The following is a 23,470-nucleotide window of genomic DNA, read 5'->3' as shown; positions in this document are numbered from 1 at the left end:
GGAGATACGAATGAAATCTTTGTTTGAAAAGGAAGAACGATACTGGAGCAGCAAGTTTGACGCCGATAACAGCCTGAGCTTCCTTCCCTACAGTCAATCCTCCAATTTATCCGCCGACAGGGAAGCTGCGGCCGAGCCGGGCTTGCTTCACCGTACTCTGCCGAGCGAACTCGCGGAGAGAATCATTTGCCTCGCCAACGGTTCGGATATGGCTTTGTACATGATTGTTTTGGCAGGAGTAAAAAGCCTACTGTTCAAATATACCGGGCAGGACCAAGTGCTGGTCGGCATGCCTTCTTATAGCGCTGACCCCGACGGGACTCCGTCGCCGCATGACATCTTGGTGCTCAAGACGTCCGTAAACCGCCAGACTACGCTGAAAACGCTGCTCGGGGGCATCAAAGCCTCCGTCGGCGAGGCGCTGGAGCATCAGCACCTGCCTTTTCGGAAAATGGTGGAGTCGCTCCGTCTGGACTATACGGGTGGCGGCCTCCCGGTCGTCAACACCGTCGCATCCTTCGCCCCGATTCATCCGGGACCGCTGGGTAATCGGGTGGCGGCCGATACGGTTTTTCGCTTCGACCGCCAAAACCACTCCATCGAGCTGGAAATCAGCTTTGACGGGCAGCGGTACGAGCAGGCATTCGTGGAACAGGCGGCCAACCATCTTGTTCGGCTGCTGTCCGTGCTTTTATTTCAGCCGGATCTGGAGCTCGGACAAGCCGATGTGCTGTCCCTAGACGAGAGGGAGACGCTGCTGAAGCGATTTAATGACACCGAAACCGGGTTTGAGCGGGGGAAAACGATTCACGGCTTGTTTGAAGAGCAGGCGGAGCTTTACCCAGACAACGTGGCCGCCGTCATGAATGAGCGGCAGCTGACCTACCGCGAGCTCAACGAGCGATCCAACCGCCTTGCGCGGAAGCTGCGGGAGAAGGGAGTAGAAGCGGACCAACTGATAACGATTCTGGCCGAACGCTCGCTCGATATGGTCGTTGGCATTCTGGCGATTCTTAAAGCGGGCGGAGCATACGTGCCTGTCGATCCCGACTATCCGGAGGAGCGCATCCGCTTCATGATCGAAGATTCGGGCGCGCCGTTGTTGCTGATTCAAAAGCATCTGCACGAGAAGACCGACTTCGCAGGAACGCGCCTCGAATTGGACGATTTCGTTTGGGGCGACAGAGGGGCGGAATCCGCCGAAGCGCTGGACGCTTCGAACCTGGAACCGATTTCAGGGCCGGGCAACCTGGCCTATGTCATCTACACGTCGGGAACGACTGGTAGACCGAAAGGAACGCTGATCGAGCATAAGAACGTCGTGCGCCTCCTGTTCAATGACAAGAACCTGTTCGACTTCGGGCCGTTCGACACGTGGACGCTGTTCCACTCGTTCTGCTTCGATTTCTCCGTCTGGGAAATGTACGGAGCACTGCTGAACGGAGGCAAGCTGGTCATCGTACCGCCACTCACGGCGAAAAATCCGGCCGATTTCCTGACGTTGCTGGGTCGCGAACAGGTCACGATTTTGAACCAGACGCCAACGTACTTCTACCAGCTGCTGCGTAAGGTCTTGGCGGATCATCCGTACGATCTGCGGATTCGCAACGTCATCTTTGGGGGCGAAGCGCTCAGTCCGCTGCTGCTCAAGGGCTTCAAGACGAAGTACCCGGAGGCGAAGCTGATCAATATGTACGGTATTACCGAGACGACGGTTCACGTGACGTATAAGGAAATTACGTGGGTCGAAATGGAGGCGGCGAAGAGTAATATCGGCAAGCCGATCCCGACGTTGAGCGTGTACGTCCTGGATGAAAACCGCCGCCCTGTACCGATAGGCGTAGCGGGCGAAATGTATGTCGCCGGGGAAGGTCTTGCGAGAGGCTACCTGAACCGCCCGGATCTGACGGCGGAGAAGTTCGTCGATTCCCCGTTTGCGGAGGGGGAGAAACTGTACCGCTCCGGGGACTTGGCGGCTTGGCTGCCGGACGGCAACATCGAATACCTGGGCCGGATCGACCATCAGGTCAAAATCCGTGGGTACCGGATCGAGCTGGACGAAATCGAGACGCAGCTTCTAAAGATCACCGCCGTGCAAGAAGCCAAGGTGCTCGACCGCGACGACGCGAACGGCCAAAAGCAGCTTGTCGCTTACTACGTCGCGGAAACGAGGCTGGCTGCGCATGAACTCAAGGAGGAGCTCTCCAAGCAGCTCCCTGGGTACATGATTCCTTCGCACCTCGTGCAGCTTTCGCGGATGCCGTTGACTCCGAATGGGAAAATCGACCGCAAAGCGCTGCCCGCGCCGGAGGAAGCCGCGGCTGGAGGAACCGAATATGTCGCGCCGAGAACGCTGCTCGAAATGAAGATCGCCCGCGTCTGGCAGGATACGCTTGGCGTTCCACAGGTCGGCGTAAAGGATAACTTTTTTGAGTTGGGTGGCAATTCGTTAAGTCTGATGAGGCTCGTTCAAGCCGTTTACGATGAAACGGGCATTGAGATACCGCTGAACCGTCAATTCCATCATGTAACAGTTGAAGCCATGGCATTGGGAGAGGGGGATCAGGGCTTGGATAAAGGGGGAGACTCCTTCATTAAGCTGAATAAAGCAGGAGATTTGAACGTGTTCTGCTTCCCTCCGGGCAGCGGCTTCGGCATCGGTTATCGAGAGCTCGCAAGCAGGCTCGACAGCCGGTTCGTGCTCTACGGCATTGATTTTATCGACGATGCCGCCGATTACGAGGCCATGCTGAACCATTATGTGGACGAGATCGTCCGCATCCAGCCGGAAGGACCTTACGTGCTGCTCGGCTACTGCTTCGGAGGCAACGTGACGTTCGAGGTAGCCAAAATGATGGAGAAAAGAGGCTGTTCCGTAACGGACGTGCTCATGGTGGATTCGTGGATTAAGGACACGCTGACGCCTTCCGAAACGTCGGAGAAAGAGCTTGAAGAAACGCTTGCCGATTTCGACGAAGAAGAGAAGGAATTAATGAGCAACCCACTCGTGCGGGGGTGGGTTCATCGGAAGGTCAAAGCAACCTTGGCGTACGAAGCGCAGCTTATTAATTCCGGCACGATCACTGCCCGAATTTACGAACTGATTGCGAAGGACAGCGAAGCGTTCCGCCTGGAGCACCAATTGCCGTCCTGGCGGAGGGCAACGACACAAGCTTATGCCGATTATCGGCTGGAGGGCGCGCATGAGGAATTGTTGGAACTCGCGCGTGTGGATGAAACGGCCGTTGTCATCCGGGACATCTTAGAGCAAGTCAAGAAGCAGATCGAAGCGGAAACCGGGGTGCTGCATGGAAGCTGACCGACAGCCATCTGTTCAAGAACAAGGCACAGCGGCGCCTTCCAAGCGCCAAGCCGCTTACGCCACTTGGAAAGCGTTCCGCTGGCTGATGTCCTATGTAAGCCATCACAAAGGCTGGATGATCGTCGGTACCTTGTCCGCAATTGCCGCCGCCGTTATCGAGATATGGACGGGAAGTTTGATCGAGCAGTTGACCACCCAGGCCGAGAAGGGGGCGGGGCCAATCGTTCTGCAAATCGTGTACATGGTCTTTGTGGTCATCTTGATCGGCGTACCAGCGAAGTTTTTCATGAGCTTCGGCGTGGAGCGAAGCAGCGCCTCTGCGGTGCAGGATATCCGCAACCATGTCATGAGTCATATCGGCAAACTCCCGGTCTCCTATTTGGAAAAGCAGCACTCCGGCGACGTATTGTCGCGGATCAACAACGACCTGCAGCTCATCCAGCACTTTATGATTCGGGACCTCGCCCAGTGGTTTTATCATCCGCTATTGTTCATCGGCTGTTTCGCTTATTTGATCTACCTCCAATGGGAGCTAATGCTGTACAGCCTGCTGTTATTTCCCGTAGCGCTACTGGTTTCTCAATGGATCGGCAAGCAGTTGGAGCGGTTGACGGAGGAAGCCCAGGCGAACATGGGACGAATGAACATCAACCTCCAGGATACGCTTGGGGGTATGCCTATTGTAAAAAGCTACTTGCTATCCGGCATGTTATCTCGCTCCTACCAAGCATTGCTGCAATTGACGGCTCAAAAAAAGCTGGCCGTGAAAAAACGGGAAGCCTGGGTCAACCCGCTACTATCCACGCTGATGATCAGCCCGATTATTTTCGCCGTCAGTTTCGGAAGCTATTTGATCTACAAAGGGCAGCTAGGCGCGGGAGAGCTGATCGCCTTCCTGTACTTGCTGAATCTATGTCTGGAGCCGCTGGAGCACATTCCCGAGCTCATCACGCGGACGTTCGAAATGACCGGTGCTCTGAGAAGGGTCTCCGAGATCGTCGAGCAGCCGACCGAAACGGAAAATGGTCGTTCGCTTTCGAAAGCGAGCGCCGCCCCCATCGAATTTCGGAACGTAACCTTCGGGTATGAGGAGAGCTCCCCGATCCTGCGAAATGTTAGCTTCTCGGTGCCGGAAGGGAAGACGATCGCGCTTGTCGGAGCGAGCGGCGGAGGGAAGAGCACGGTGTTTAAGCTTGTATGCGGCTTTTATCCGCTTCTGGAGGACCAGGGTGAAATCCGGGTGTTCGGTAGCCTGATCGACGGCGCCGATCCGGAGCAGCTTCGGTCACATTTTTCCGTGGTAACCCAAGATTCATATTTGTTTAGCGGCACGATCGCCGAAAATATCGGTTACGGGCGGGAAGTAGCGTCGATGGACGAGATAATCGAAGCCGCCAAATTCGCTCAGGCGCATTCCTTCATTATGCAGCTTCCCGACGGCTACCAGACGTATGTCGGAGAGCGCGGAGGCTTTTTGTCCGGCGGGCAGCGCCAGCGCATTGCAATGGCACGGGCTTTTCTGAAGGATGCTCCTGTTCTGCTGCTGGACGAGCCAACGTCGGCTCTTGATCCCGAGTCGGAAAGCGCGGTACAGGAAGCACTCAACGTATTGATGAAGCAGAGAACGACGATGGTTATTGCCCACAGGCTTTCTACCGTACAAAACGCCGACGAAATTTGGGTCATGGAACAAGGAACTATTGTGGAAAAGGGCACTCATAAACAATTGCTGGATATGAAGGGACTGTACGCCCAGTCGTACTACCAGGAATTTACCGATTCTGCCAAACGCAGGGAGGTGGCGTACACATGAAAAAGAGCGGATGGCTCTCGCAAGTGAAAGAACTCGGCTACTTGCTGACGTTTATGAACCGCAAGCGCAAAACCCAGTACGCCATTGGCCTTGCCGTGACGGCGCTCACCCAGACATTGTTCCTCGTCGCCTTCAGTTTGGTCGTACATAACTTGGTTAATTTCGCCGTGTCCCGAGATACGTCCCTGATGGTGGAAGCCTTTATTATTTTGGGCGCGGCCCTGTTCCTGGAAAATATGATTTCTCCCTGGTTCATTTACTTATACCAGCGCAGTGTCGAGCTGACTGTGCTGAATATCCGTGAACGTCTTTATGACAAGCTGTGCCGGGTGCGGCCGAGATTCCTGGAGCAGACGCACCATGGGGACTTGCTGTCGCGGGTGAACAACGACGTAACGACCGTTGAGTTTACATTGTCGCAGGTTTACTTCGTTTTGCTGCTTCAAGTTGTCTTTTGCATCGGCTCTATTGTCTCCATGGTGTTGATCGATTGGCGGTTTGCTGGTGTATCCTTCGTCATTCTGCTGCTGTCCTCCGTGGTCAGCCTGAAATTTGCGCGAGATATTCGCGCCTTGTCCGAACAAGGCTTGCAAACGCTCGGTAAAATGACCGAAAAATTCAAAGATTTTATGGGCGGCATTCAAATTGTGAAGCTGTTCCGCATCCGTACGATTTACGGCCAGTACGAGGCGTTGAACGAACAAATGACGCAGACGCTTCGGCAAACCGCGCAGAAGAACGGCATGCAGGCTGCGGTGAACCATTTTATCAGCTACGTCACGTTCTGCGGCATCATCGTTATCGGCAGTCTGCTTTATGCCTACGGACTGATGGGAATGGGAAGCGTCGCCGCCCTGGCGGTTCTGCAAGTGAATCTGACGCACGCCTTGTTGAACTTGGGGATGGTTCTTTCGATGACCCAAAATTCACTCGCGGGCGCTCACCGGGTTCAAGAGGTACTAAGAGAGGAAGAGGAACCGGAGCGTCTGGGATCTCCTAACAGCGAGATCGTGTCGGAGGCTGCGGTGGAGTTTCGCGATGTGGAATTTTCCTATCAGGCGGATAAAAAGGTGCTTGTCGACATGTCCATGCAGGTGTTTCCCGGCCAGGTTGCCGCTATCGTGGGGGCCAGCGGCAGCGGAAAAAGTACGCTGATCAAGCTGCTGCTTGGCTTTTATCCTGTGGACAGCGGGGAAATCCTGATTCAAGGCAAACCGTTCGGCCATTACACGCTGGAAGAAATCCGTAGGCAGATTGCATACGTACCGCAGGAGCCGTTCTTGTTTACCGGCACGCTTGAGGAAAACATCCGCTACGGCAACCCAGATGCAACGGATGAAGAAGTGATCGAGGCGGCCAAAGCGGCGTACGCTCACCATTTCATTCAGGAACTTCCTGAACAGTATAAAACGCCTGTGGGAGAGAGAGGAGCGTCTTTGTCCGGCGGACAAAGGCAGCGAATTGCGATCGCCCGGGCGATTCTCAAAAACGCCCCGATTTTGCTGCTGGACGAAGCGACTTCTGCGCTGGATAACGAATCCCAGCATTGGGTACAGCAGGCCCTGAACGTATTAATGAAGGGGCGCACCACCATTCTGATCGCCCACCGTCTCAGCACCGTGGAACATGCGGATTTGATTACCGTTATGAACGAAGGGACGGTCGTCGAGCGGGGCCGTCATCAGGACCTGCTGGCGCTCAGGGGTTATTACGCCCGGCTGTACGGCTAGACCCGCTTTATGGCGGGCGGCTTCCTGTTTGCGAAATGCGACTGAGTCTTTTTGCAATCTAAGGTATTACTTTATAAGCGGTACTTACCAGAAAAGTTAGACACGAAAAAGGGGAAGAGTCCGCAGGAGTCGTTCTGGGAATGGCCTGCCCGGTTCTTCTTAAAAGTGACTAAGTGACATCTAGGTACAAAGCCTATCTATAAAGAATCTCTAAAACGGGAGTGTGTCGATGTGAGAGAGAATGCCAGCGAGCAATATGGATTAACGCAAGCCCAGCGCCGAATATGGTTCATGGAAATTATGAATCCGGGAACGTCCATCACGATGCTTTCCGCGACCTACCAAATTACGGGCGAGATCGACACACAGCTTCTGGAGCAAGCGGCGGAAGAGATTGTCAAAACCTATGACGCTTTCCGAATCCGTATTAGCGGGGATTTGCAAAATCCAACGCAGTGGTTCGAAGAGCCGGAGAATATCCAAGCTAGGATAAGCCTTCTCGAAATAGGTACAACCGAACAGTTCTATGCTTGGGTGAAAGAAGTAAGCGAAAAACCGGCCAGCGTGTTTGACGAACACCTCTATCAATTTACGATTATCCATTTTGCGAACGGCCAAGTATGGCTCAATTTGACGGTAAATCATATTATCGCCGACGGCTTGTCCGTCAATGCTTTGCTGCATGCAGTGATGGAAAAATACCTGGAACTACGCAAAGGCATCTCCAGCAGTTATCAGGCTCCTTCCTATCTAGATTATATTTCCTCAGAACGTGAATATGAGCAATCACAGCGTTATCAAAAAGGCAAGGAATACTGGCTGACGAAGTACAGCACTTTGCCTGAAACGACCGGCATTAAATCGTATCCGCCATTCTTGATCGGCAGCGAATCCAATAAACTGGCCATCACTTTGGACGGTTCCCGGTATGAACGCATTCTAGCCTTCAGCGAACAATATCAGGTCAGCTTATATACGTTATTTCTGTCCGCCATGTCCGCCTTATTGTACAAGCTGACCGACAGCACCGATGTTCCGGTCGGCACGGTTTTCGCCAATCGCACCAGCAAGAAGGAAAAAGAAACGATCGGTATGTTCGTCAGCACCGTGGCTACGCGGGTTCGTCTGAATCCAGAAGGGAACGTGCTTTCCTTGATCCAAGCGGTTTCCAAGGAAAATACCGCGGATTTGCGTTATCAGAAATACCCTTATAACCAATTAATCAAGGATTTACGTGAACAACACGGCCGCAACGATCTTTCGGGGCTGTTCCGCACGTCTTTGGAATATCTGCCTTTGAAAATCGTGGAGTACGAAGAAATCAAGATACGCCTGGAGGCTCATTTCGCTAGGCACGAGATGGACGATTTGCTGCTGCGCTTTGATCATATGCTGAATGAAGGCCATATCATTCTCCATGCTTCCTATCGTACCGGCCTGTTCGAGACGGCTGAAATTGATCGGATTATGGAACAGTATGTAACCGTTCTCGACCAGTTTCTTCAAACTCCCGAACTGCCAGTACGCGAGATTTCTCTGCTGAGCGATGAGGAAAGACACCGCATACTCAACGTTTTTAATCCGCCGGTGGCAGGGATGAGCGAGGGAGAAGCGTTTCATCGGTATTTTGAAAGATTTGCCCGGGAAATTTCGGAGCATCCGGCTGTCGTTTACATGGACAAACAGCTGACCTACGGCGAATTGAACGAACGCGCCGATCGGCTGGCTTCTCTTCTTCGCGAACAAGGCGTGGGAAGGGAGACGATTACGGGGATCTGGGCGGAGCGTTCGATGGAACTGCTGGTCGGGGTGCTCGCCGTTTGGAAAGCCGGCGGAGCTTATGTACCGCTGGACCCCGATTATCCGGCGGAGCGGATTGAGTACATGCTTAGCGATAGCGATGCATCGGTGCTGCTTACGCAGCGTCATCTGCTGGAGCGGGCCGGAGGTTGGTTAGCCGATGACCGGCTGAAGCTCCAAGCTGTCTATGCCATGGACGATGAACAGATTTATAACGAAGATGCCTTAACCGTGGAATTTGAATCTGCCGGCAGCGCCCCGCAAGACTTGGCTTATGTGATTTACACCTCGGGTACGACGGGACGCCCGAAAGGGGTCATGATCGAGCATGGTAGTCTCGTGAATACGGCGGATGCGTACCGTCGCGAGTACCGGTTGGATCAGTTCCCGGTGCGGCTGCTGCAGCTGGCCAGCTTCTCGTTTGACGTGTTCGTCGGAGACATCGCGCGGACGCTGTATAACGGAGGCACGCTGGTGATTGTGCCTAAGGATGACCGAATTGATCCGAACCGCTTATACGGCTGGATACGGGACCAAAACATTACGGTATTCGAATCGACGCCTGCGCTCATCCTGCCGTTCATGCAGCATATTTATGAAGAAGGGCTAGACGTTAGCTCCATGCAGTTGCTGATTACTAGCTCGGATGCTTGCAGTGTGACCGATTACCGATTGCTGCAGGAAAGATTCGGCGGACAATTCCGCATCATCAACAGCTATGGCGTTACCGAAGCGGCCATTGACAGCAGCTTTTACGATGAGCCGCTGGACAAGCTGCCGCCTTCGGGTCATGTGCCGATCGGCAAAGCTTGGCTCAACGCCCGGTTTTACATTGTCGATGCCGCGTTAAAGCCGGTTCCAGTAGGGGTTCCAGGCGAGCTTGTCATAGGCGGCGCTGGGGTGGCGCGCGGGTACTGGAACCGTCCGGACTTAACCACTGAGAAGTTTGCGGACAGCCCGTTTGTGCCGGGCGAACGTCTGTACCGGACAGGCGATTTGGCCCGCTGGCTGGAAGATGGCAACGTCGACTTCATCGGACGGATCGACTATCAGGTGAAAATTCGCGGGTTCCGGATCGAACTCGGTGAAATTGAAACGGCCCTGCTGCGTTTCCCAAGCGTCAAGCAGGCTGTGGTGACAGACCGTACGGATGAGCAGGGGCAAAAGTATTTGTGCGGCTATGTGGCGGCGGATGCTTCCTTGCAGCTGAGCGATCTGCTGTCCCAATTGAAGCAAGAGCTGCCGGCCCATATGGTCCCGGCACGGCTGGTGTCTCTTGATAAGCTTCCACTCACGCCGAACGGAAAAATTGACCGTAAAGCGCTGCCTGAACCGACCGGAGGGGTAGAAGCAGGCCGTGAGTATGTGGCTCCTCGCACAACACTGGAAACAAGAATAGCTTTTATTTGGCAGCAGGTGCTGGGTATTTCGCGAGTTGGGGTCCAAGACGATTTCTTTGACTTGGGTGGTCATTCCTTGCGGGCCTCTTCGCTTGTTTCTAAGATTCGGAAAGAGCTGCAAGTCGAGGTTGCGCTGCGGGACGTTTTCCGCTACACCACGATCGAACAGCTCGCCCAAAGAATCGGCGGTTTAAAGCAGCAGGAGACGTATGAGATTACAAAGGCGGCTGAGGCCGAGTACTATCCGGTTTCATCCGAGCAAAAGCGTCTGTACGTCCTGCGTCAGCTTGATGGGGCCGAGCGCAGCTACAATATGTCGGCGGCGCTTCTTCTCGAAGGCAAGCTGGACCGCATGCGCACCGAGTACGCGTTCCGCGCGCTGATTCAGCGTCATGAGACGTTGCGTACTGGAATCGAGCAGGTTCAAGGCGAGCTTGTACAGCGCATCTATGACGAGGTGGAGTTTGCTGTGGATTATTTCCAGGCGAGTGAGCGGGAAGTAGACCAAGTGGTCGAAGCTTACTATCGCTCGTTTGATCTGACCAAGCCGCCACTTCTTCGCATCGGCCATATCGAAGTTGCCGAGAATCGCCACATTTTGCTGTTCGATATGCACCATATCGTCTCGGACGGCATTTCGACAGCGCTGCTCTTTGACCAGTTCAGCCGCCTGTATCGGGGCGAGGAGCTATCCCCGCTGTGCATTCAATACAAAGATTATGCCGTTTGGCAGCATTCCGAAGCCTACGGGCAGATGCTTCAGCCGCAGAAGGAGTACTGGCTGGAACAGCTGTCTGGTGAGCTGCCTGTATTGGAGCTGCCGACGGACTTCCCGCGGCCTGCGGTGCAAAGCTTTGACGGCCGGACCGTGAAGTTTTATATCGGGAAAGAGCGGACGGAGAAGCTGCAAGAGCTGGCAGCACGGACGGGGACGACCCTGTACATGGTGCTGCTGTCGGCTTACTCCATCCTTATGCATAAATATTCGGGTCAAGAAGATCTGATCGTGGGAACACCGATTGCCGGAAGAACGCAGGAAGAAGTGCAGCCGATCGTGGGGATGTTTATCAACACGCTGGCCATTCGCAGCCGTCCGGAGCGTTCCAAGCCGTACCTTTCGTATCTGGAAGAAATCAAGGAGATCACGCTCGGGGCTTTTGAAAACCAAAATTATTTATTCGAAGACTTGGTGGAAAGTCTTCACATTCCGCGCGCAACCGGCCGAAATCCGCTCTTTGATACATTCTTCTCCCTGCAAAATACGGAGAATGAGCAAATTGTCATCGAGGAGCTGGAGCAATCGTTTTATCCACTGGAAAACCGAACATCCAAGTTTGAGCTGCTCCTGGATATTTCAGAGCTGAATGGTCAACTCGAATGCCGGTTGGAGTACGCTACGGCATTGTATAAACAGGAGACCGCGGAGCGGTTCGCCAGACATTATGACAAACTGCTCGAAACTATCGCAGCAGCGCCAGACGGGGATATTGCCTCGCTGGAAATGCTCACGGAGGAGGAAATCGGCGAGCTGGTGCGCGGTTTCAACGATACGGAGGCGGACTACCCGCGGCAGCTGACGATTCACGGCTTGTTCGAAGAACAGGCGGAGCTTTACCCGGACAACGTGGCCACCGTCATGAATGAGCGGCAGCTAACCTACCGCGAGCTGAACGAGCGATCTAACCGCCTTGCGCGGAAGCTGCGGGAGACGGGAGTAGAAGCGGACCAGCTGGTAGCGATTCTAGCCGAACGCTCGCTCGATATGGTCGTCGGCATTCTGGCGATTCTTAAAGCGGGCGGAGCCTACGTGCCTGTCGATCCCGACTACCCGGAGGAGCGGATCCGCTTCATGATCGAGGATTCGGGCGCGCCGTTATTGCTGATTCAAAAGCATCTGCACGAGAGGATCGACTTCGCAGGAACGCGCCTCGAATTGGACGATTTCGTTTGGGGCGACAGAGGGGCGGAATCCGCCGAAGCGCTGGACGCTTCGAACCTGGAGCCGATTTCAGGGCCGGGCAACCTGGCCTATGTCATCTACACGTCGGGAACGACTGGTAGACCGAAAGGAACGCTGATCGAGCATAAGAACGTCGTGCGCCTCCTATTCAACGACAAGAATCTGTTCGATTTCGGGCCGTCTGACACGTGGACACTGTTCCACTCGTTCTGCTTCGATTTCTCCGTCTGGGAAATGTACGGAGCACTGCTGTATGGAGGCAAGCTGGTCATCGTACCGCCGCTCACGGCGAAAAGTCCGGCCGATTTCCTAGCGTTGCTGGGCCGCGAACAGGTCACGATTTTGAACCAGACACCAACCTACTTCTATCAGCTGCTGCGTGAAGTCTTGGCGGATCATCCATACGATCTGCAGATTCGCAACGTCATCTTCGGGGGCGAAGCGCTCAGTCCGCTGCTGCTCAAGGGCTTCAAGACGAAGTACCCGGAGACGAAGCTGATCAATATGTACGGCATTACCGAGACTACGGTTCACGTGACGTATAAGGAAATCACGTGGGTCGAAATGGAGGCGGCGAAGAGTAATATCGGCAAGCCGATCCCGACTCTGAGTGTGTATGTATTGGATGAAAAGCGCCGCCCTGTGCCGATCGGCGTAGCGGGCGAAATGTTCGTGGCCGGAGAAGGCCTTGCAAGAGGATACCTGAACCGCCCGGATCTGACGGCGGAGAAGTTCGTCGATTCCCCGTTTGCGGAGGGGGAGAAACTGTACCGCTCCGGGGACTTGGCGGCTTGGCTGCCGGATGGCAACATCGAATACCTAGGCCGGATCGACCACCAGGTGAAAATCCGCGGGTACCGGATCGAGCTGGACGAAATCGAGACGCAGCTTCTGAACGTCGAGGGCGTGGAAGAAGCGGTGGTGCTTGCCCGTCAGGACCGCGGGGGCGAGAAGGTGCTTGTCGCCTACTTCGTGGCGGACCGGATGCTGACAGTCAGCGAAATGAGAACCTCGCTGGCTCAGGGAATGCCGGGGTACATGATCCCGTCGTACTTCGTGCAGCTGGAGCGCATGCCGCTGACGTCCAACGGCAAAGTGGACCGCAAAGCGCTGCCGGAGCCGCAAGGCGGCTTGCAAACGGGCGTCGAATACGTAGCGCCGCGTAACCGGACGGAGTCCCAGCTTGTGAAGATCTGGGAGAATGTGCTGGGCTACTCCGGCATTGGAGTCCTGGACAATTTCTTCGAGCTCGGCGGCCACTCCTTGCGGGCGACGAACCTTGTCAGCAAAATTCGGAAGGAAATGAACGTCGAACTTCCGCTGCGCGATGTGTTCCGCTATATGACGGTACAGTCGATGGCCGGGGCTATTGCCAGCTTGGAAGAAATGCAGCACAGCTCGATTCCGAAAGCGGAAGAAAAAGCGTACTATCCGGTTTCCTCCGCGCAAAAAAGACTGTACGTCCTGCACCAGTTGGATGGCTCGGAGCTGAATTACAACCTCCCAAGCGCCTTGCAATTGGAAGGGGCTTTGAACGAGGCCAAAGTGGAAAACGCGCTGACTACTTTGGTGGCCCGGCACGATATGCTGCGCACCGGTTTTGAAATCGTGAATGGGGAGCCGGTTCAGCGTATTCATCCGCACGTAGCTTTCAAGGTCGAGAAGCTTCAAGCAAGTGAAGATCAGGCTGCGGCCATTCTTGAAGGCTTCATTCAGCCTTTTGACTTGATCCAGCCGCCTTTGCTGCGTGCCCTGCTGATCGAACTGGAGAAAGAGAAATTCTTGCTCGCGCTGGATATTCATCATATTGGTTCCGACGGCCTTTCGATGGACGTGCTAATGCGCGAATTCGTGCGGCTTTACAATGGGGAAGAATTGCCGGAACTGCGGATTCAATACAAGGATTACGCTGTTTGGCAGCAATCCGAGGAGCAGCGCCAGCGCATCAAACGGCAGGAGGAATACTGGCGCGGGGTATTCAGCTCCGAACTTCCGGTTCTTGAGCTGCCTCTTGACTTCTCCCGCCCAGCCGTCCAGCAGTTTGACGGTCAAACGCTCACGTTTATTCTGGATGCAGAGAAAAGCGAAGCTCTCAAACGGCTTGCCGGCGATTCGGGGGCGACGCTGTACATGCTTCTGCTGGCTGCGTACTCCGTATTGCTTCATAAATACGCGGGACAGGAAGATATCGTGGTCGGCACTCCGATTGCCGCCCGTTCTCACGCTGACCTGCAGCCGATTATCGGCATGTTCGTCAATACGCTGGCCCTTCGCTTGGGTCCGGCGGCGGAGTGGAAGTTCGTGGATTACTTGCAGGAAGTGAAGGAAACGACGCTTGGAGCGTACGAGCACCAGGACTATCCGTTCGAGGAGCTGGTGGAAGCTCTTCAGGTGAGCCGGGTTTTAAGCCGGAATCCTCTGTTTGACACCATGTTTTCTTTGCAAAAGCACGAAAGCTTGGATTTAACCCTGGAAGGATTGCAATGGTCGCTGTTCGACATCGAGGAAAAGACGGCAAAGTTTGATCTTAGCTTAGATATCGTGGAAGCCGATAACGAGTTGGTTTGCAAGCTCGAGTACGCTACCTCGCTGTTTAAAGAGGAAACGATGGTACGGCTGGCGGGTCATTACGAGCAGCTTTTGGCGTCGATCCTGGCTCAGCCGGGTGCGCGGATTGAGGATTTGGATATATTGACGGACAGTGAAAAGCATGATTTGCTGGTCAAATTTGACGTGTCGTCTTCGGCTCTTGCGAAGCAACTTGCTGCAGAGGGTACAGGTGTGGAAGCGGATGAGTCGTGGAGAGAGAGCACGTTCCACGAGTTGTTTGAGGAGCAGGTAGAGCGCACTCCGGGAGCACTGGCGGTTGTCTACGAAGACAGCAAACTGACGTATGCGGAGTTGAATGCGAAAGCGAATCATCTGGCGTATACGCTGCGGGCCCGCGGGGTGAAGCCGGAGCAGGTGGTCGGCATTATGGCCGACCGTTCGGTGGAGCTGTTGATCGGGGTGCTCGCCGTATGGAAAGCCGGCGGCGCTTATGTGCCGCTCGACCCGGAATATCCGGCGGAGCGGATCGAGTATATGCTCGCAGACAGCGGGGCGTCGGTGCTGCTCACGCAGACCCGTCTGCTGGAGCAGGTGGAAGCTTGGTGCAGAGACGGGTCTCTAGTGCTGCAAACGGTGCTTGCGCTTGACGACTTCGCGACGTACAGCCTCGGAGCGGGGGAAGCGGCTGTAGGCGTACAAGCTGTGGGCGAAGCAGGTGCAGAGGTGGAGGCTTTGGCGCAAGCGGAAATGGCTACTGCCGAAACTTCCGCCACGGCAGAAGCCGAGAAGAACGTACTAGCGGCGGATCTCGCATCGAATCCGGCGAATGTGAACAAGCCGAACGATCTGGCTTACCTCATCTACACCTCCGGTACGACAGGCCGACCGAAGGGCGTGGCGGTGGAACACCGCAGCCTAGTTAACACGGCGGCGGGCTACCGGCGGGACTACCGCTTGGATCAGTTCCCGATCCGGCTGCTGCAGCTCGCTAGCTTCTCGTTCGACGTGTTCGTCGGCGACATTGCGCGGACGTTGTACAACGGTGGCACCATGGTCATCGTGCCGAAGGACGACCGGATTGATCCAACCCGCCTCTACGGCTGGATTCGCGACTACGCCGTGACGGTGTTCGAATCGACGCCGGCGCTGATCGTGCCGTTTATGGAGCATGTGCATGCTGAGGGTTTAGACCTCAGCTCGATGCAACTGCTGATCGCAAGCTCGGATGCGTGCAGCGTAGCGGATTACCGCACCTTGCAGGAGCGCTTCGGCTCGCAGTTCCGTATTATTAACAGTTACGGCGTAACGGAAGCGGCGATTGACTCCAGCTTCTATGACGAGCCGCTGGAGAAGCTGCCGAAGACGGGCAGCGTGCCGATCGGGAAAGCGTGGCTGAACGCTAAGTTCTACATCGTGGATACGAATCTGAAGCCGGTGCCGATCGGGGTGTTGGGTGAGCTGGTTATCGGCGGAGCGGGTGTGGCCCGCGGTTACTTGAACCGCCCGGATTTGACGGCGGAGAAATTCGTAGACAGCCCATTCGCCGCTGGTGAGCGGTTGTACCGGACCGGGGACCTGGCGCGTTGGATGCCGGACGGCAACGTGGACTTCATCGGCCGGATCGACAACCAGGTGAAAATTCGTGGCTATCGGATCGAGCTTGGTGAAATTGAAGCGGCCATGAACAATGTTGTCGGCGTGCGTCAAGCCCTTGTCATCGACCGGACGGACGAGCGGGGGCAGAAATATTTGTGCGGGTATGTCGTAGCGGATTCCAGCTTCGATCTGGAAGGGCTTGTGGCCCATCTGGACGCCGCGCTGCCTTCCCATATGGTGCCTTCGCGCATCATGCGCCTGGATCAAATGCCGCTTACGCCGAACGGGAAGATTGACCGTAAAGCGCTGCCTGTGCCGGAAGGAAGCATTCGTGCCGAGGCTGCATACACGGCCCCTCGTACACCTGCCGAGCAAGCACTTGCGTCGGTCTGGCAGTCGGTGCTGGGCGTGGAGCAGGTCGGCACGATGGACAATTTCTTTGCGCTCGGCGGCGATTCGATCAAGGCTTTGCAGGTATCGTCCCGACTTTTGCAAACGGGGTACAAGCTGGTCATGAAAGATTTGTTCCATTACCCGACGATTTCCGCCCTTAGTTTGCAGTTGCAAACGGCGGAGAGAACGGCAAGCCAGGCCGAAGTGACGGGGGAGGTCATCTTGACCCCGATTCAGCGCTGGTTCTTTGAACAAAATCCAGCCGACGTGCATCACAGCAACCAGGCGTTCATGCAGTTCTCCAAGCAAGGCTTTGATGAAGAAGCTTTACGCCAAGCGGTGCGCCAGCTTGTCGTGCATCACGATGCTCTCCGTTCGGTTTACCGTCAAACCGAGAACAGCTATACCGTCTGGAACCGCGGCGCCGGGGAGAACGAAGCGCTGTTCGATCTGGAAGTTGTCGATTTCAAGGGAGCCCGCGACATGAAAGAAGCGGTAGAGGCTAAGGCGAATGACATTCAAGCGAGCATCGAGCTGGAAAACGGTCCGCTGGTGAAGCTCGGCTTATTCCGCTGCGACGACGGCGACCACCTGCTCATCGCGATCCATCACTTGGTCGTAGACGGCGTATCCTGGCGGATTCTGCTTGAGGATTTTGCTGCCGGCTATGAGCAGGCGCTGCAAGGGCAGCCGATCCGACTGCCGCTCAAAACGGATTCATTCCAAACGTGGGCGAAACAGCTCGCTGATTATGCGAACGGTCCGGCGATGGAAAGAGAGAGAGAGTATTGGCAGCATATCGAGCAATTGGCCTATGAGCTGCTTCCGAAAGATTTTGACCAAGGTAAATCCAAGCTTAAGGACAGCGGACTCGTGACCGTTCGCTGGACGGCGGAGGAAACCGAACAGCTGCTGAAGCAGGCACACCGTGCTTACCATACTGAAATGAACGATTTGCTGCTTGCCGCGCTTGGCCTCGCGGTACAAGCTTGGAGCGGCCGGGAACGCGTGTTGGTGAATCTCGAAGGCCACGGCCGGGAAGATATTTTGCCGGATGTGGACATTACGCGCACGGTAGGCTGGTTTACAAGCCAATTCCCTGTCGTTCTGGAGCCGGGTCACACCCAGGCGCTCGGTCATCAGGTGAAACAGGTTAAAGAAAGCTTGCGCCGCATTCCGAACAAAGGAATCGGTTACGGCATCCTGCGTTATTTGTCGGCGCCGCGTGACGGCGAGCGCTTCGCTTTGGAGCCGGAGATCAGCTTTAACTATTTGGGTCAGTTTGACCAGGATTACGAAAGCAGCGGCTCGCAGCTGTCTCCGTTCAGCCCGGGCTCCGATTCAAGCCCGAATGCAGGGATGGATTTTGTCCTCGACATCAACGGTATGGTGTCGGAAGGAGTGCTGGCACTCACTATCCGTTATGGGGAAACTCAGTATAAACGGGAAACGATAGAGTGCCTGGGTACCCTGCTTCATTCGAGCTTGCGTGAAGTTATCAGCCATTGCGTATCGAAAGAGCGTCCGGAGCTTACGCCTAGCGACGTATTGCTTCAAGATATGACGGTGGAGGAGCTAGAACGGCTGGCCGAACATACGGCCGCACTCGGAGAACTGGAGAATGTATACACCCTGACTCCGCTGCAAAAAGGGATGTTGTTCCACAGCCTGCTGGATGCCGATTCGGAAGCTTACTTCGAACAGGTGACCTTCGATCTGTACGGAAGTCTGAATGTCGAAGCCTTTACCCAAGGATTGGATACGCTGGTGCAGCGGAATGAGGCGCTGCGGACCAACTTTATTACCGGCTGGAGAGACGAGCCGATTCAAGTGGTATTCCGCGAGCGGAAGTGTGAAGTGTACTTCGAAGATATTCGCTCGGTAAGCGATGAAGACCTGGAGAAGACGATAGCCGATTTCGTCAGCAGGGATAAAGCGAACAAGTTCGATTTGGCCCGAGGCTCTCTTATGCGCGTGACCGTTTTGCGCACGGGCGACGAGTCTTACCAAGTGATCTGGAGTCACCATCACATTTTGATGGATGGCTGGTGCATGTCCTTCATGATCAAGGAAGTGTTCGACACTTACTTCGCGTTCCAGGAGAAGCGGACGCCGGAGCTTCCTCCGGTTACCTCGTACTCTCGGTATATCGAATGGCTGGAAGCTCAAGATGCCGAGAAAGCTTCGCGTTACTGGTCCGATTATTTGGCGGGTTACGATCAGCAGACAAAGCTGCCCCAGGAGAAAACGCAGCTGAAGCAGGGCGCTTTTGAAGCGGCTGAAATCGATGTGGAACTCAGCAAGGAACTGACCGGGCAAATCGAGCGGGTGGCGCGCCAGCAACAGGTGACGCTTAATACGTTCATGCAGACCGTTTGGGGACTGGTCCTGCAGGTATACAACAACAGCGAGGATGTCGTATTCGGATCCGTCGTATCCGGGCGTCCGGCGGAAATTCCGGGCATTGAAAGCATGATCGGCCTGTTTATTAATACGATCCCGGTCCGTATTCAAGGCAAAGCCGAGGAGACGGTAGCCGATATTTTGAGAAAAACTCAGGATCAGGCGCTGGCATCGGGAGCTTACGAAACGTTCCCGCTGTTCGAAATTCAGTCGCTGAGTGAGCAAAAGCGTGACTTGATCAACCATATCATGGTCTTTGAAAATTATCCGATGGAAGAACAGATTGAGCAGGTCGTCGGCGGAGACAAAGAAGCGCTGAAGATCGCTAATATCCAGTCGCCGGAGCAAACGAACTATGACCTGGACATTACCGTCATTCCAGAAGAGCATATTTTGCTGCGGTTTACGTACAATGCGCTGACGTTCAAAGAGGAAGACATCAGGCGGATCCACGGTCATTTTGCCCAGGCACTGGAGAAGGTTGCGGCTAACCCGAACATCCGTGTGAATCAGTTGGAGCTTTTGACGGCGGCGGAAAAAGAACAAATTCTCGGATCGTTCAACCCGGCGCAACCGGAAGCGGCTCCTGCAGCCGCGTTCCACCGGCTGTTCGAGGAACAGGTGGAGCGCACGCCGGATGCGGCGGCCGTCGTGTACGAGAATGATCGGCTGACGTATGCGGAGCTGAACGAGCGGGCGAACCGCGTAGGGGCTACGCTGCGCGCAAGCGGCATCGGCCGGGAAACGATCGTCGGCATTCTCGCCGAGCGTTCGGTCGACTTGCTGGTGGCCGTGCTGGCCGTCTGGAAAGCGGGCGGGGCGTATGTGCCGCTTGACCCGGATTATCCGGCAGACCGCGTGCGCTTCATGCTCGAAGACAGCGGAGCCAAGGTGCTGCTGACGCAAACGCCGCTGCGAGATCGTGCTGAAGCCTGGCTCGGCGAAGAGGAGCTGGCGCTAACGACGGTGTTGTACCTCGACGACGAAGCGTCGTACAGCGAGGAGCGGGCGAATGCGCCGATTGGCGCCAGTATGGTTTCCGGCATAATCTCCGGCAAGCTGATGGGTGCTGTGAACGACGGTGATGAGAGCTATTCGAATGTTGTGGGTATGGATAGCTTCCATGAAGCCCGTCCCGAGGATTTGGCCTATGTGATCTATACGTCGGGAACGACGGGCAAGCCGAAGGGCGTGATGATTGAGCACCGCAGCCTGGTGAACACGGCGGCGGGCTACCGGCGGGAATACCGGTTGGATCAGTTCTCGGTGCGGCTGCTGCAGCTCGCAAGCTTCTCGTTCGACGTGTTCGTGGGAGATATCGCGCGGACGCTGTACAACGGAGGCACGATGGTGATTGTGCCGAAGGACGACCGGATCGATCCGTCTCGTCTGCACCACTGGATGGAGCGGGAGCGGGTCACCATCTTCGAATCGACGCCGGCGCTGATCGTGCCGTTCCTGGAGTACGTGCACGAGCAGCAACTGGATATGAGCTGGATGGAGCTGTTGATCACGAGCTCGGACAGCTGCAGCGTGGCGGATTACCGGACCTTGCAGGAACGCTTCGGCTCGTTGTTCCGGATCATCAACGCATACGGCGTGACGGAAGCGGCGATCGACTCCAGCTTCTACGACGAGCCGCTGACGAAGCTGCCGCAGACAGGCCATGTGCCGATTGGCAAAGCATGGCTGAATGCGAACTTCTACATTGTGGATGCGCATCTGAATCTGGTGCCGGTCGGGGTGCTGGGTGAACTGGTTATCGGCGGAGTCGGGGTAGCGCGCGGGTACTTGAACCGTCCGGAGCTGACGGAAGAGAAGTTTGTAGACAGTCCGTTCGCCGCGGGCGAGCGGCTGTACCGCACGGGAGACTTCGCGCGGTGGATGGAAGACGGGAACGTGGACTTCATCGGCCGGATCGACAACCAGGCGAAAATCCGGGGGTACCGGATCGAGACGGGCGAAGTCGAAGCGAGGCTGCTGAGTGTAGGTGGCGTGAAGGAAGCGGTCGTCGTCGTCAGGGAAGATCAAGAAGGTCAGAAAGCTTTGTGCGCTTATTATACTGCGGAAGAAGGCTTGACGACGGCAGACCTGAAGCGGTCGATTGCCAGCGAGCTGCCAGGGTACATGATCCCGTCGTACTTCGTGGAGCTGGAGCGCCTGCCTTTGACGCCGAACGGAAAGATCGACCGGAAGGCGCTGCCGGCACCGGAAGGAGGAGCAGGCGGAGGCCGCGAATACGTGGCGCCTCGCACCGAACTTGAAGCGAAGCTGGCCGTCATTTGGCAGGATGTGCTTGTTCAGGAGAAAGAGGTAGGCGTAACAGACAACTTCTTCGACCTCGGCGGACACTCCCTGCGGGCGACGACGCTTGTCAGTAAAATGCATAAGGAGCTAGGCGTTGAATTCCCGCTTCGCGACGTATTCCGCTACTCGACGGTTGAGGAAATGGCCGGGGCTATGGAGCGGCTGGAGATCGGCTCGTTCACGGCTATTCCGACTGCGGAACCTAGCGAGTATTATCCGCTCTCTTCCGCTCAGAAACGTCTCTATATCTTGAACCAGCTGGAAGGAGCCGAGTTGAGCTACAACATACCGGGAGCTATGCTGCTCGAAGGGGAGCTCGACCGGCAGCGGTTTGAAGAAGCGTTCCGCGAGCTCGTAGCTCGTCATGAAGCGCTGCGTACCGGCTTTGAGATGGTAAAAGGCGAAGCGATTCAGCGGATTTACGAAGAAGCTGCCTTCCAGGTGGAATATGTGCAGATCAGCGGGGAGCAGGCGGAAGAAACGGTGCGCCAATTCGTTCGTCCATTTAATCTAGCGAAGCCGCCACTTCTGCAGGTAGGTCTTGCCGAACTGGCGCCGGAACGGCACATTCTGATGTTCGATACGCATCATATCGTATCTGACGGTGTTTCGATTGACGTACTGATCCAAGAATTCGTCCGCTTGTACAGCGGGGAGCAGTTGGAGCCGCTCCGCATTCAGTACAAAGATTATGCGGTATGGCAGCAATCGGACGAGCAGAAAGCTCAACTTGCCAAACAGGAAGCCTACTGGCTCGACATGTTCCGCGGAGAGCTGCCGGTTTTGGAATTGCCGACGGACTATCCGCGCCCGGCTATGCAGAGCTACGAGGGCCGCACACTGCAATTGTTTATGGATGGCGAGAAAAGCGAGGGTCTGAAACGGCTTGCAGCCGAGAACGGCGCAACGCTTTACATGGTTCTGCTTGCTGGTTATACAGTATTGTTGCATAAATATACAGGGCAAGAAGACGTGGTGGTCGGTACGCCGATTGCGGGAAGAAATCACAGCGATGTTCAGCCGCTGATCGGGATGTTCGTCAATACCCTGGCCATCCGCAGTTATCCGGCTGCCGATAAGACGTTCCTTGACTACTTGAAGGAAATCAAGGAGACGACGCTGGGTGCTTTTGAACATCAGAATTATCCGTTTGAGGAACTGGTGGATAAGGTGAACGTGGCTCGCGATTTAAGCCGCAATCCGCTGTTCGATACGATGTTTGCATTGCAGAATACAGAGAATTTGGAAATCCAGCTACCTGGACTCCATTTGTCGACGTATGCCAGCGAAGAAATTGTTTCTAAATTCGATCTCAGCTTGGACGTCACGGAGATCGAGGAAGGCTTGGAATATCTGTTTGAATACGGCACTGCTCTTTATAAAACCGAAACGGTGGAGAAATTGGCCGCTCACTACTTGGAACTGCTTGAATCCATTCTCGGCAACCCATCGGCGACTATTGCCGAGCTGGGCATTTTGACACCAGCGGAAAAAGAGCAAATTCTCGGCGCGTTTAACCCGGCGCAGCCGGAAGCGGCTCCTGCTGCGGCGTTCCATCGACTGTTCGAGGAACAGGCGGAACACACGCCGGAAGCGGCGGCCGTCGTGTACGAGAACGACCGGCTGACGTATGTGGAGTTGAACGAGCGGGCGAACCGCTTGGCGGGCACGCTGCGCACAAGCGGAATCGGCCGGGAAACGATCGTCGGCATTCTCGCCGAGCGCTCGGTAGACTTGCTGGTGGCCGTGCTAGCCGTCTGGAAATCGGGCGGAGCGTATGTGTCGCTTGACCCAGATTACCCGGCGGACCGCGTGCGGTTCATGCTGGAAGACAGCGGAGCGAAGGTACTGCTGACGCAAACGCCGCTGCGAGAGCGTGCCGAAGCCTGGCTCGGCGAAGAGGAACTACCGCTTGAAGTGGTGCTGTACCTGGACGACGAAGCGTCGTACAGCGAGGAGCGGGCGAATGCGCCGATTGGCTCCGGCAAGCTGACGGATGCTGTGAACGACGGTGATGAGAGCCATTCGAATGTCGTGGGTATGGATAGCTTCCATGAAGCCCGTCCCGAGGATTTGGCCTATGTGATCTATACGTCGGGAACGACGGGCAAGCCGAAGGGCGTGATGATTGAGCACCGCAGCCTGGTGAACACGGCGGCGGGCTACCGGCGGGAATACCGGTTGGATCAGTTCCCG

General features: G+C 55.5%; 4 protein-coding genes. All 4 read left to right on the top strand.

Annotated features, from left to right (window positions below):
- Positions 1–10: 10 nt before the first annotated feature.
- Positions 11–3,319 (top strand): non-ribosomal peptide synthetase, encoded by a 3,309-nt coding sequence (locus FPZ44_RS12425; protein ID WP_144990613.1) that lies wholly within the window; start codon positions 11–13, stop codon positions 3,317–3,319.
- Positions 3,309–5,135, top strand: coding sequence for an ABC transporter ATP-binding protein (locus FPZ44_RS12420; RefSeq protein ID WP_144990611.1), 1,827 nt, complete (start codon positions 3,309–3,311; stop codon positions 5,133–5,135). Before FPZ44_RS12425 ends, FPZ44_RS12420 begins: the two co-directional genes overlap by 11 nt.
- Complete coding sequence (locus FPZ44_RS12415; protein ID WP_144990609.1) at positions 5,132–6,865, top strand: ABC transporter ATP-binding protein; 1,734 nt, start codon at positions 5,132–5,134, stop codon at positions 6,863–6,865. Before FPZ44_RS12420 ends, FPZ44_RS12415 begins: the two co-directional genes overlap by 4 nt.
- A 231-nt stretch (positions 6,866–7,096) precedes the next feature.
- The coding region (locus FPZ44_RS12410; protein ID WP_144991819.1) for a non-ribosomal peptide synthetase at positions 7,097–23,470 on the top strand (16,374 nt) is incomplete at its 3' end.

Origin of the sequence: Paenibacillus agilis, assembly GCF_007786455.1 — a bacterium.
Lineage (GTDB): Bacteria > Bacillota > Bacilli > Paenibacillales > Paenibacillaceae > Paenibacillus_B > Paenibacillus_B agilis.
This window is presented reverse-complemented; position numbering and strand designations above follow the sequence as displayed.